We start from the raw sequence: 12,809 nt of genomic DNA on the forward strand, positions 1-12,809 counted from the left end.
AGGGCGAGGCGGTCATGAAGGCGTCTCCGATGATCCGGGTTGGACTGGCGGCAGCCCGGCTTGGCAGCCGTGCCACCGCATGGGGCAGGTGTCGGGGGGCGTCAGGCCGAACGTGGTTCCGCGATCGGCGTCTCGAGGATCGCGGCCGTGTCCGTCGTACCGTGGCCATCGAGGACACGCCGGGCCTGCGCCCGGTCGATGTCGCCTTCCCATGCGGCGATCACCACCGTCGCCACGCAGTTGCCGATCAGGTTGCCCAGCGCCCGGGCGATGCCGACGAACCAATCGATCGACAGCACGAGCACCAGTCCGATGACGGGAATCTCCGGGACCGCCGACAGGGTGGCGGCCAGCACGACGATGGCCGAGCCGGGCACGCCGTGCGCGCCCTTCGAGGTCAGGAGCGCGATGCCGAGGATCAGCATCAGGTGTCCGAAGGAGAGATCCGTGTTGGTGGCCTGGGCGATGAACACCGTGGCGAGGGTCAGGTAGAGTGAGAAGGCATCGAGGTTGAACGAATATCCGGTCGGGATCACGAGGCCGACGGTCGAATCCTTGATGCCGAGGCGCTCCAGCTTGCGCATGACCTGCGGCAGCACGCAGTCCGAGGAGGCGGTGCCGGCCACGACGGTCAGTTCCTCGCGCAGGTAGGCGAGCAGCTTGAGGATGCTGAAGCCGGCCAGGCGCAGGATGCCGCCGAGCACCACGAAGACGAAGAACGCCACGCCCGCGTAGAACAGCACCACCAGCAGGCCGAGCTGCTTCAGCGAGCCGACGCCGTACTTGCCCACCGTGAAGGCGACGGCGCCGAGCACGCCGAGCGGGGCGAGCCTGACGATGAAGCCGATGATCTTGAACAGAACCTCCGTGATGCGCTCCAGGCTGTCGGCCAGCGGCTTGCCGCGCTCGCCCAGAAGGGACAGGCCGGAGCCGAACAGGATCGCGATGATGAGAACCTGCAGGATATCGCCCTTGGCGAAGGCATCGACCAACGTGGTCGGAATGAGCTTCATCAGGAAGTCGACGGTTCCCGTGACCTGACCGACCCGGTCGGTGTAGCCGGCGATCGATTTCGCGTCCAAGGTCGCCACATCGACGTTCATGCCGTGGCCGGGGGCGAACGCGTAGGCGAGGACGAGGCCGAGCACCAGGGCGAGGGTCGTCACCGCCTCGAAGTAGATCAGGGACTTGAGCCCGACGCGACCGACCTTCCGCAGGTCGCCGGCGCCGACGATGCCGTGAACGACGACGCCGAAGACCAGCGGTGCGATCGCCATCTTGATCAGCTTGATGAAGCCGTCGCCGAGGGGCTTCAGCGTGACCGCAAAGTTCGGCCAGACCATGCCCAGGACGATGCCGAGTACCAGGGCGGCGACAACCTGCCCGAACAACGACGCGAAGAACCGCTTCATCATAACGCCTGTACCTCTTCGCGCCGTTCCGTGTCCCGACACCCCGGTTCGACACGGTGTCGTCCGCTCTGCAGGATTCGTGCTGGCATTTTCCTGCATGGTCGTTCGGGTGTCCCCGTTGCGGCGGCACCATGTTGCCAGGAAATCTAGACGTCAAATATTTGATATGTCTTGATTGAGATCTTCTCGCTATGACTAAGCGTATGGAACTCCGGCACCTCCGCTACTTCGTGGCCGTCGCCCGCCATCTCAGCTTCACCGCCGCCGCCGAGAGCCTCGGTGTCGCTCAGCCGCCCCTGAGCCAGCAGATCCGCGATCTCGAAGCGGAGGTCGGCACCGCGCTGTTCGAACGGACGACGCGTCGCGTGTCGTTGACGCGGGCGGGCACCGACTTCCTCGCGCAGGCGCGCGAGATCCTGGACAAGTCCGGTGAAGCCATCGGGCGCGCGCGCGCCATCGGTGCCGGCGCGGCCGGCATCGTCAATGTCGGCCTGACGGGGTCGATGCTGGCCGGCCCCCTCGGGCGCGCCATCCGCGATTTCTCGGTCACCTATCCCGACGTCGATCTGCGGATCCACGAAATGTCGCCGGACCGCCAGATCTCGATGCTGAAGGCTGGACAGACCGACATCAGTTTCCTGCGCAGCCCACCCCAGGACCTCGACCTCGCCAGCGAACGCGCCTGGTGCGAGACCGTCACCCTCGTCCTGCCGAAAGGCCACCGCCTGGCCAGGACGGCGGCGATCGACCTCGCCGATCTGAGCCGCGAGCGGTTCGTGTTCCTGCGGCTCTCGGATTCGCTGTTCGCGAAATATCTTTGGGAGTGCTGCGTCGAAGCCGGGTTCACCCCGGACATCACGCATCAGGTCGTCGAAGCCGCCTCGCTGACGAGCCTCGTCGCGACGGGGCTCGGGATCGCCATCATTCCGGAATTCGTCGCCCGCCTGGCGCACGCGGACGTCGTCTACAAACCCATCAGGGGGAAACCGATCCACGCCGACGTCTATGCCCTGTGGCCGAGGGAGAAGGCCGGGCCTCTGATCGGCAACTTCCTGGACCGTGTTCGCTCCGCCAGACCATAGTTCGCGAAGGCCGCTGCTGGCAGTATCGGGCGTGGAGAGGGAAGGTGCGGAGGACCGGGGTTCGGCCATCGGGCCCCGGCACGACACGGTCATGGCCGTGCGCCGCGCCCTGGAGGATGACGGCGTCGAATTCACCGTCGCGGCAGGTAGGAAGCCGGAAGTGTGCGAGGGCCCGGTCCAAGATGGCAGACCCGGCCTCAAACAACCTTCAGTCTCCCACCGAGCCTGGCCGCCCCGAACGACCGTAGAAGGATCTCACCGGACGGGAATCTCACCCTGCAGCCAACCTTGCAGGATGGCGAACTGGACGATCTGCGCGCGGCTGGTGATGCCCAGCTTGCAGCATGCTCGCCCCTTCTGGGCTTCGATGGCCTTCGCCGTTGCCCCGACCTGGGATCCGATCTCCTTGCTGGTGTAGCCGTAGGCCACGGATTTCAGGATCTCCCGCTCCCGTTCCGTGAGCGAGGACTTGCCCTCGTGGGCGTGGGTCCAGGCGACCGGGCTTGGGTGGGCGGAGCCGTGCCCGGGAAGGAGCGGGTCGACGTAGGTCCCGCCGGCGCGCACGGCCTCGACGGCCTGCACGATGTTCAGGAAGGCCGAGCGCTTCAGGACGTAGGCGCAGGCCCCGGCCTCGAACGCTTGGTCGACATAGACCCGGCTCTCGTACACGCTCAGGATGATCGCCCGGGTCCTGCTCCGGCGGTCGACGAGCGTGCGGATTACCGCGACGCCGTTCATGTCGGGCATGGCAAGGTCCAGGATGGCGATGTCCGGGGATAGGTCCGCGATGGCCTGCACCGCCGCCGTGCCGCCGTCCACCGACGCGACGATCTCGACGAGGCCCGTGTTGCTGAGGAGGTCGGCGACCCCGTGGCGGAAGACGGGGTGGTCGTCCGCAAGCACGATGCGGATCGGGGCGCGATCAGGCATCATGGTCGACGTCACTCCCCAGGCGTATCCGCGCGACCACGGACGTACCCTGTCCGGGCGAGGACTCGACTTGCAGGCTGCCTCCGATGAGGGCCATGCGTTCGCGCATCCCGATCAATCCGAGCTTGCCCTGGGTGACCAGCAAGTGGGACGAGGCATCGTCGGCCTCGAAGCCCGTGCCGTCGTCGTCGACCGTGAGGGTGAGGCGTCCCGGGCTGAACAGAAGGACGACCGAGACGTAGCTCGGCAGCCCCGCGTGCTTGGCCACGTTGGTGAGCGCCTCCTGCGTGATGCGATAGAGCGTGATGGCATGCTCGGCGGGCAGGTGGAATTCCTTGCCGCTGACCTGCAACTCGGTCGCGATGCGCGTGGTGCGGCTCCACTCCTCCACGAGGTAGCGAAGCGCCGTCACGAAACCGAACTCGTCGAGCGCCGCGGGTCGTAATTCCAGGGTGACGCGACGCAGAGCCTCTCCCACCTGCTGGGCTTGATCGAGGAGGCGGTCGAGTTCGGAGCGCGCATCGTCGCTGGAGAGGTAAGGCAGCAGACGTCGCAATCCGAAATTCAGGGCGACCAGATGCTGGCCCGCATGATCATGAAGGTCGCGCGCGAGCCGACGTCGCTCGTCCTGCCCGGCGCGGTACAGCCGCGTCAGCACCTCGTCGCGTTCCCGTTCGGCCCCCACGCGTGCGGCTGCGTCCGCCTCGAGCCGAGCAAGCAGGTCTTCTCGCTCCTGAAGCAACGCCTGCATTTCCCGAGTGCGCCGCCGGCGTTCCAGCATGACGCGTCGGGCATCGTAAAGCTTCGAGGCGAGGATCCCGAACCGACGGCCGAGCCCCAGCCCGTCGAGATGTAGCACGACGAGCGTGCCGCCCTCGAAACCGCCCAATCGCGCGCGCGTGCCATGGCAGGAATGGCGCTCGAGACTTCCGTCCTCGCATTGGAGGAAGAGCGTTCCGGGCAATGTGGCGGAGGAGGAGGCGCAGCGCTCGAGATAGCGACGGAACTCCACCTCGGTGGCTTTCTGAACGGGTAGGACGTCGCCGATCCGTAGACCGTCCAACGCCTCGCGCGCCGAGGCGTTGGCGGCTTGGAGCTCCCCGCCTCGCCAAACGATGAGCATTGGAGCGGGGACGAACTCGAACAAGGCCTCGAAGTCGGACCTAGACGTCACCCGTCCCGAAGTAGTCCTGTCCTCCCTCGTCGGGGGCATCAGGGTCGAGGTCAATGACGATCCGGCAGCCCGTGCCGCCGCGGGCGATGGTATCTGCAAGCGTGATTCGCCCATATCCTTGGCTCTCCGCAACCATGTGACCAAAGACGTTCGAGGTCACCATGCACATCGAGGGGGACCTCTTCACCAGGTCGCCGAACGGGCAGCGTCGGTTGCCGAGCACGATGCGCCGGGGCGTCGTCTCGATGACGTAGAAATCCCCGCCCAGGCGTCGCTTGAGGTCGATCATGGCGTCCACGGTGGCGACGAGGTCCAGCCGACGGGGGCCCGCCACCCGAAGGTATCGCGCCTTGATCTCTTCCGAGACGGCCATGCCGACCAGGGCGATGAAGCCACTGGCCTCCGACCTGCCGACGGTATCCTCCAGGGCGCCGGCGAAGGCACCGAAAACCATGCCGAGGAAATCCTCTCGGTCGATGCCAATCGGTGCGTTCTCGAAATCCGGGATGCCAACGGCTTCTCGGCACATCGGCGGCCTCCCCCTCCAGACTTATTGCAACCTTCGTAGCACATCGATGCAGCGAAACCACTAAGTCTTAGTCGGTAGGAGTACCGAGGGATGACATATTTCCCGTCATATTCTGACTCGATCGAAGATCGAGGCGGAATATGCAGTCATCTGCATCATATGTGTTGTCATCTCTCCCGGAAGCTGCGTGTGAACTGATCCTGGATCGGCTTCACGAGGTAGGAGAGGGCCGTGCGCTCCTCGGTCGCGACGTGGACCTCCACGGGCATGCCGGGCACCAAGCGGGCTCTCTCGCCCAGACGGTTCAACTCCCCCTCATTCAGCTCGACGTACCCGACGTAGAAGGCATCGTCCTTGCCGCCTTTGGTCGTCGACGGCGAGACATAGGTCAGCTTTCCCTTAAGTTCGGGGGTCGTCCTCTGGTTGAAGGCGGTGAACCGCAGCTTGGCCGGACGGCCGACACCGATCTGGTCGATGCTCGCCGGAGAAATGCGAACCTCGATCCGGAGCATGGCGTCCGCGGGCACGACGGTCGCGAGCACGTCCGCCGGCGTAACCACGCCGCCGACGGTGAAGGCCTTCAGCTCGTGCAGGACGCCCGTGGCCGGCGCGCGGATCTCGGTCCGCGTCAGCCGATCCTCCAAGGCGATGCGCCGATTGCCCAATTCCGCGAGCTTGGCATCGACGACGCTGAGTTCCTTCTGGGCCTCGGTGCGCGCGGTGTCCGTGATGGCCAGAAGCTGGACCCGGATCTCGCTCGTGCGCACCTTGGCCCGGGCGATGGAGGCTTCCAGCGACCCCTGTTCACCGGTCAGGCGGTGCCGGTCGCGGCTGATGGGCAGGAACTTCGAACTCTCGAACAGGTGCTTGTCGACGAGGCCCTGCAGCTTGCCGTGCTCGCTCGTGAGGATCGCGAGCTCGTCCCGCTTGGCATCCTTCTGCTTGACCAGGCCTGCGACCTCCTCGGCCACCTGACCGATCTGCAACTCCAACTGCTGGCGCTGGCTGTCGCGGCTGGCGAGGTTGCCACGGAACAGGCGGCTCTCGCCATCAAGGATGGCCAGCGCCTCCGCGGCGCCGTCCGATATGCTCGCGGGGAAGGCGATGTCGCGAAGCCCGTCCCGTTCGGCCAGCAGGCGCGCCTTCTTGGCCGACAACTCCACCAGTTGCCCCCGGACGATCGCCAGTTCGGCCCGTGTCTGGGCGTCGTCGATGCGGATGAGGATCTGACCGGCCGTCACGGCCTGCCCGTCTCGGACAAGGATGGCGCCGACGACCCCCCCGTCCCTGTGCTGGACCGCCTTGGCGTTCTGATCGACGGTGACCGCGCCCGGTGCCATGATGGCGCCGTTGAGGTCGGTCGTCGCGGCCCATCCTCCCACCCCGATCAGGAGGCTCACGCCCAGCGCGAACCCGAGGGCGATACGGGGGATGACGGAGAAGGAGGGGTCCGTCCCATGGTCGATCCCGTCGAGAGGCCTGGGGCGATGGACACCGATGGTTCGCGTACTCATGGTCCGGTCCCTTCGATGGATGGATCAATGGATGGGTGTGTTGGCCGGTGACGCGGCCGTCGGCTTCTCGACGAAGAGCAGGGTGTGGTGGCCGTCGAGGACGAGGGTCGTCTCGAAGGAGTCGTTCCCGTCGAGGTCGGCCGAGATGACGGTCACGTCGCCCTCGTCGAAGAGCGCGGCCCGGTAGCGGATGCCCGACACGGTGCCGTCGTTGCGGTCCATCGCCTCGGACAGCGAGTGGCCGACGACGCCCGACCCGTTCTCGAAGAAGGACCATCTCAGAAGGTCGACGTAATCCCCGACTGAGAAGTCGGTGATCTCGACGGAACGGGTTGCCTCCGAGATCCCGGAGCGCGGGTGGAACCCGTAGCCGTCGTTGCCGCCGCCGCCCGTGAGCACGACATCGTCGTCGCCGATGATGAAGCGGTCGTCACCCGATCCGGCTACGATGCGTTCAATGGAATCCACCCTGTCCTCTCCGAGCTCGGTGCCCGAAACGACATGATTGACGAGATCGACGAGCAGGTCTCCGGTCGCGCTGCTCAGGTCCAGCGTATCCGAGCCGTCATCGCCATCGACATGGTCGTCGTCGCCATCCAACGCGAGGATGATCCGATCGTCGCCGGCGCCCGCGCGTAGGGTATCACACCCGGCTCCGTCGCGGAGCGTATCGCGACCCGAGCCGCCATCGAGGAGATCGTCGCCCCCGCGTCCCGCAATAAGGTCATCCCCATCTCCGCCAATCAGGCGGTTGCTCCCGTCACTGCCGGATAGGGTATCGTCGCCGGATCCACCGATCAGCGCCTCCAGCCCATCGAGGAGGTCCCGTCCCGTCTCGGCCCCGGTCGCGATGCCTATGAGCAGGTCGGCGGAGATGCCCGCCCGCGTCCCGGAGAGGTCGAGCGTATCCAGACCAACACCGCCGTCGAACCGGTCGGCCTCCCCGTCCGACGATGCGATGAGGATGTCATCGCCGGTGCCGCCCAGCGCGATGTCGCGGCCGTCCCCGTCGAGAATCGTGTCGTCGCCGTCGCCCCCGTCGAGCCCGTCGTTTCCGGCCCCGCCCGAAACGTGGTCGCGGCCCGCGCCACCGGAGAGGGTGTTGGCGGCTGCGCTCCCCGACAGCGTGTCGGCACCAGATCCGCCCCGGACGTCCTCGATCGAGACGAGGAGGTCATGGCCAGTCTCGGCGGCCACCGAGGTACCAGCGGTGAGATCAACCGTAACACCGGATGCGGTCGTGGAAACGTCGAACGTGTCTGTCCCGTCGCCTCCATCGAAGCGGTCGGAATCTCCGTCACGCGCAGCCATGACGATATCGTCGCCTGAGCCTCCGAGAACCGTATCCGATCCCGTCCCGTCCGCGAGGGTATCGTTGTCCGCTCCGCCGTCGACGAGATCGTTGCCGGCCCCGCCCGACACCGTGTCCCGTCCGGCTCCTCCGCGGAGGACCTCGCCCACCGAGCTCCCGGTCAGGACATCGTCGCCCGATCCTGCCCGGACAACCTCGACGGACGCGACCGTGTCGCGTCCCGACCCCTGACCAATGGCCGTGCCGGCGACCAGGTCGACCACGACATCGGTATCAAGGCTCGACAGATCGAGCGTATCCGTCCCTTCGCCGCCGTCGAAACGGTCGGCCTCGCCGTCCAGGGACGCCACGAGGACGTCGTCCCCGTCTTGCCCCAAGGCTACGTCCCGCCCCTGCCCGTCGGAGAGGACGTCGTTACCATCGCCCCCTTCCAGACGGTCGTCCCCGAGGCCGCCGGAAACGACGTCGCGCCCGGCGCCGCCGAACGCGACGTCGGCCCCCTCCGACCCGTCGAGGCGATCATCGCCCACCTCGCCGAGGAGCAAGTCGCTCCCCATCCCTCCGACGAGGATATCGCTGCCATCTCCGCCGTCGAGCAGGTCGTCCCCGGCGTCGCCCAACAGGATGTCGTCGCCCTCCTCGCCGAAGAGGCGGTCGTTGCCGTTTCCCCCCGAGACCCGATCCGCCCCCGTCCCCGCGAGCACGACGTCGTTCCCGTCGCCGCCCAGGATCACGTCGTCCCCGGCGCCGCCGACGATGTGGTCGTCCCCGGCGCCGCCATCGATGATGTCGGCCGAGGCACGGGCGTCGATGTTGTCGTTGCCACCCCGGCCGTCGATCTCGTCCGCGCACAGCGTTCCGAGCAAGAGGTCGTCGCCGTCCGTGCCGCTCATCGGCTCGTGTTCGACGACGTTGAAGACCGCCGTCTGGGTGACGGCGAGTTCGCCATCCGTGACCTCGTACGTGATGGTGACCGGACCGAGGCCATCGGCGTCGTACACCCAGCCGTCGCCGTCGCGGGCCAGCGACCCGGAGGAGACCGTGACGTTGCGGACCGAGAGGCTGTCGCCATCGGGATCCTCGACGTTTCGGAGCAGGTCGGACAGGGCGATGGGAAGCAGCGCGCAGGCGGCCATGTCGGCGAGGTAGACCGCGCCGTTGGTGGTCGGCGCACGGTTGCGCCGGCCTGCAGAGCCGTCCCCGTCATCGTTCGAGGCCGGACGAGGCGTGACGGCGCCGGCGCCGTTCCCCGCGTCGTCGCCGGACCCGGGAGGATTGTCGGCGCCGTTTCCCCTGTCCCCGCCGTTGGTCTGCTTGCCGGGGCCGGCGGTATCCTGTCCCGCGGGACGGTCCGCGTCCGACGGCGTGCCCCTGCCGCCGCCGGGAAGGTCATCGGTGTCGCCCAACCCGCCGGGCGGTCGGGTCGCGGGATTATCGAGGTTTTCGGATCCCGCTCCCTCGTCACCATTGTCCTTGTCCCGGCCCCCCCCGCCACCGCCGCCGCCGCGGACGCCGGGGGCCCGGTCGGCATTGTCGTTGATGGGGCGTGGGATGACGGGTGACGCCTTGAAGTCGTTGAGGTTCGGCTGGGGGTCGTGCCGGGCGAAATGGAGCGTATGCGCTTGGAGGTGGGTGGCATCGTACTCCGGTGAGGGCATCTCCGTTTGGGGCACGACCCCGGATGACCCCAGCAGGTGATGCTCGTCGGGTGTCTCGCCCGGATCCACGTCCGACGAGGCCATGACGACGAGCTTGGGTGCGGCCTTCGTCTCGTGTCCGGCGGCGCTGGGCTCGACCTCGGCATGAACCGAGGTGTGGAACAGGGACTTCAGGTATCCGGCCACGGCAGCGACCGCGAGGGCCAGGTAGTAGGGCGTGGTCGACGACTTGCCGGCTTCCTTCAGCGCGTACTTCTGCGCTCCGGTCTGGGAGGCTTCGCCGGTCTTCGTGCCCTTCGTCTCGATGATCATGCCGGCACCCGCTCCATGACGGAGCGCTCCCTTGCGATCTTGGCCGGATCGGCACCGGCCGATGCGTCGCGCACGGCCTTGCCGAGAATGGCTTCCTTGGGCCCGAAGGCGGTCAGCTTGCCGTCCTGGACGACCGCGATGGTGTCGACGGCCGCCAGCACGCTCGGTCGGTGCGCGATCACCACCGCGATGCCGCCGCGGGCGCGCACGCCCTGGATGGCGGCGGCCAGGGCCGCCTCGCCCTCGCCGTCGAGGTTGGAGTTCGGCTCGTCGAGCACGAGCAGGAAGGGGTTGCCGTACAACGCCCGCGCGAGGGCGATGCGCTGGCGCTGGCCGCCGGACAGGGCGGTCCCGAACGGGCCGAGTTCGGTGCGGTAGCCGTCGGGCAACCGCAGGATCATCTCGTGGACACCCGCGGCGCGGGCGGCGGCGACGACCAGGGCCGGATCGGCATCCTGCGCCAGGCGGGAGATGTTCTCCTCGACCGTCGCGTCCATCAGGCAGACCTCCTGGGGCAGGTAGCCGATGATGCGGCCGAGGCTGTCCTCGTCCCATTGCGACAGGTCGGCCCCGTCGAGACGGATGCCGCCGCGCAGGAGGGGCCAGATGCCCGTCAGGGCCCGGCTCAGAGTGGTCTTACCGCCGCCGCTGGGGCCGATGACGCCCAGCGCCTGGCCCGCCTGGAGCTCGAACGCGACGTCCGACAGCAGCACCCGCCCCGAGCCGGGCGCCGCCACTGTGATCGACCCCACGCGGAGGGACGAGTGCGGCATCGGCAACGGCATCGGCCGGTCGAGGCCGGACAGGGCCACGAGGGTCTCCGTCAGCCGCCCGAAGGCCTTGCGGGCCACGGCGATGCCCTTCCAGTTGCCCACGGTCTGGTCGATGGGGGCCAGGGCGCGGGCCGAGGTGATGGATGCCGCGATGATGGACCCTGCGGAGAGCTCGCCGCCGATGACGAGGTAGGCCCCGAGCCCCAGCACGGCCGATTGCAGGATCATGCGCAGGACGCGAGAGATGGCGGCGAAGGTTCCGGTGATGTCCGTCGTCCGGGTCTGGAGCTCCAGGTGCTCGTTGTTGGCGAGGCGGTATCGGTCGACGGCCCGCTCCGCGAACCCCATCGCCTTCAGGACGTCGGCGTTGCGGGCGTTCGAGTCGGCGATGGCATTGCGGGCCACCACGGCCTGCTGGGTCGCCCCCGTCCACCGCCGGGTCAGCACTTCGGTGAGGATGGTGAGGAGGGTGAGGAGAGCGGCGCCGGCGACGGTGAGTGCCCCGAGCCAGGGGTGGAGCATGTAGACGAAGACGAGGAAGACCGGCGTCCAGGGCAGGTCGAAGAGCGCCACGAGCCCCGGGCTTCCCAGGAAGCCGCGGACCGTGTCGACGTCCCGGCTGCGTTCCATCGCCTCCGCGGTGGAGAAACCGAAGCGCGGCATGTCGATGGAGACACGCTGCGCCAGGGGCGCGATCCGGCGGTCGAGCTGCGCCCCGATCCGCACGAGGATCTGCTGGCGCAGGACGTCGAACAGGCCCTGGAAGACGTAGAGGCCGATGGCAAGCGTCGAGAGCCCGACGAGGGTCGGCAGGCTGCCGCTCGGCAGCGCCCGGTCGTAGACCTGGAGCATGTAGAACGACCCGGTCAGGGCGAGGATGTTGATGATGCCCGACATCGCGACGAGGAACACGAACGGCATCCCGAAATGCCGGGTCAGCGCCTCTGTGCTTCGCTTCTGGGCGAGTTGCTTCTGATCCCTGGAACGCATGTCTCAATCCCCCATGAGCGCGGTTGGGCGGGAGGGGCCCGACGCCGGGCCCTTTCCCACGTCAGAGGGCGAAGTCCGCGGCCGTCGCGGCCGGGGCTCCCTTGATGCTGAACTTGAACTCGGGGGCCGCGTCGCCGCCGGTGTTGCCCGCCACCACGGTGTAGTCCCCGTCCGCCCGGTGCTCCTGGGTGACCAGCAACTCACCGACCCCGGTGAAGGCCGCCCCAGTCGCGAGCGTGAACGCCTGGTTCCCCGCCACGCCCTGGTTCGCGTCGATGCCGCTGAGGTCGACCTTGTCGCCGGGCTGGAAGCTCGCGATGGTGTCGCCGTTCGCCGCGGCGGCCGACTCGAAGCGGTAGGTGTCGGCCCCGCGGCCGCCATCCATCACGTTCACGGCGTCGCTGGCCGTGATCGTGTCATCGCCGGAGCCGGTCACGAGGTTCTCGATGCCCCAGAGGGTATCGGACCCGGATTGGCTGCTGGCGACGCTGCCTCGCCCGGCGAGCCCCGTGCCGAGGTCGGCCGCGATGTTGGCGGTGATGGCCGACATGTCGAGGGTGTCGGCGCCGGTGCCGCCCCCAACCTCGTCGCCCCAGTAGCTGTCGCCGCCATCCCCGACCTCGGCCACGAACAGGTCGTTGCCGTCGCCGCCGATCACCGTATCGTTGCCGGCCCCGGCCGTGACGAGGTCGTTGCCGGCCCCCGCCAGGATGCGGTCCGCGCCGGCGTCGCCGTAGACCATGTCGTCGCCGCTGCCCGCGAGGATGTCGTCGTCGCCGGCCCCGCCGAAGACCACGTCGCGGCCGCCGCCGGCATCGACGAAGTCGTTCCCGTCACCGCCGCGGATCACGTCGGCCCCGTCGCCGGCAAGGATGTTGTCGTCCCCGGACAGGCCGAGGAGCGTATCGGCGCCGGGCGTCCCGGACAGGACATCATCGCCGGTCGTACCGGCCACCAGGCTTGCCGGAAGCTCGGCCGGGGGTGTGGTCGTCCCACCACCGGTGGTGCCCCCGGTCGCGCCTCCGCCCGACGAACCTCCCCCCGTCCCGGGAGCGGTGGTCCCGTCGTCCGAGTCGTCCCCGTCGTCCGAGTCGTCCCCGTCGTCCGAGTCGTCCCCGTCGTC

At 68.1% G+C, this 12,809-nt stretch carries 9 protein-coding genes; 1 reads left to right on the plus strand and 8 read right to left on the minus strand.

Translation table 11 applies throughout. The features are described from left to right. Positions 1-101: 101 nt before the first annotated feature. The gene (locus ASF18_RS01550; protein WP_056216510.1) at positions 102-1,412 is read right to left on the minus strand and encodes a dicarboxylate/amino acid:cation symporter; all 1,311 of its coding nucleotides are present in this window, start codon (positions 1,410-1,412) and stop codon (positions 102-104) included. Between the two features lie 203 nt (positions 1,413-1,615). Between ASF18_RS01550 and ASF18_RS01555 the strand changes: the two genes are divergently transcribed. Next, entirely contained in the window at positions 1,616-2,494 is an 879-nt protein-coding gene (locus ASF18_RS01555) for a LysR family transcriptional regulator (RefSeq protein WP_056216479.1), read from the plus strand. Between the two features lie 255 nt (positions 2,495-2,749). Here the strand turns inward: ASF18_RS01555 and ASF18_RS01560 are convergent, their stop codons facing one another. From ASF18_RS01560 to ASF18_RS24195, 7 genes are all read right to left on the minus strand, one after another. Continuing rightward, positions 2,750-3,427, minus strand: coding sequence for a response regulator transcription factor (locus ASF18_RS01560; protein WP_244472526.1), 678 nt, complete (start codon positions 3,425-3,427; stop codon positions 2,750-2,752). Beyond that, positions 3,417-4,571 (minus strand): sensor histidine kinase, encoded by a 1,155-nt coding sequence (locus ASF18_RS01565; protein ID WP_244472527.1) that lies wholly within the window; start codon positions 4,569-4,571, stop codon positions 3,417-3,419. Before ASF18_RS01565 ends, ASF18_RS01560 begins: the two co-directional genes overlap by 11 nt. Before the next feature lie 16 nt (positions 4,572-4,587). Next, the gene (locus ASF18_RS01570) at positions 4,588-5,127 is read right to left on the minus strand and encodes a methanogen output domain 1-containing protein (RefSeq protein WP_244472528.1); all 540 of its coding nucleotides are present in this window, start codon (positions 5,125-5,127) and stop codon (positions 4,588-4,590) included. A gap of 167 nt (positions 5,128-5,294) precedes the next feature. Further along, a complete protein-coding gene (locus tag ASF18_RS01575) occupies positions 5,295-6,641 on the minus strand; it encodes an HlyD family type I secretion periplasmic adaptor subunit (protein ID WP_056271948.1) in 1,347 nt (448 codons plus the stop codon). 24 nt (positions 6,642-6,665) lie between these two features. Then, positions 6,666-9,923 (minus strand): cadherin-like domain-containing protein, encoded by a 3,258-nt coding sequence (locus ASF18_RS01580; RefSeq protein WP_056348724.1) that lies wholly within the window; start codon positions 9,921-9,923, stop codon positions 6,666-6,668. After that, positions 9,920-11,686 (minus strand): type I secretion system permease/ATPase, encoded by a 1,767-nt coding sequence (locus ASF18_RS01585; protein ID WP_056348727.1) that lies wholly within the window; start codon positions 11,684-11,686, stop codon positions 9,920-9,922. The genes ASF18_RS01580 and ASF18_RS01585 overlap by 4 nt, the downstream gene beginning before the upstream one ends. A 61-nt stretch (positions 11,687-11,747) precedes the next feature. Next, a partial coding sequence (locus ASF18_RS24195; protein ID WP_210166748.1) for a calcium-binding protein occupies positions 11,748-12,809 on the minus strand: 1,062 nt, incomplete at its 5' end.

Origin of the sequence: Methylobacterium sp. Leaf89 (assembly GCF_001422215.1) — a bacterium.
Lineage (GTDB): Bacteria > Pseudomonadota > Alphaproteobacteria > Rhizobiales > Beijerinckiaceae > Methylobacterium.

Coding starts and splice junctions, on each gene's coding strand:
- ASF18_RS01550 (WP_056216510.1), bottom strand. CDS start 1,412: ATGAAGCGGTTCTTCGCGTCGTTGTTCGGGCAGGTTGTCGCCGCCCTG.
- ASF18_RS01555 (WP_056216479.1), top strand. CDS start 1,616: ATGGAACTCCGGCACCTCCGCTACTTCGTGGCCGTCGCCCGCCATCTC.
- ASF18_RS01560 (WP_244472526.1), bottom strand. CDS start 3,427: ATGATGCCTGATCGCGCCCCGATCCGCATCGTGCTTGCGGACGACCAC.
- ASF18_RS01570 (WP_244472528.1), bottom strand. CDS start 5,127: ATGTGCCGAGAAGCCGTTGGCATCCCGGATTTCGAGAACGCACCGATT.
- ASF18_RS01575 (WP_056271948.1), bottom strand. CDS start 6,641: ATGAGTACGCGAACCATCGGTGTCCATCGCCCCAGGCCTCTCGACGGG.
- ASF18_RS01580 (WP_056348724.1), bottom strand. CDS start 9,923: ATGATCATCGAGACGAAGGGCACGAAGACCGGCGAAGCCTCCCAGACC.
- ASF18_RS01585 (WP_056348727.1), bottom strand. CDS start 11,686: ATGCGTTCCAGGGATCAGAAGCAACTCGCCCAGAAGCGAAGCACAGAG.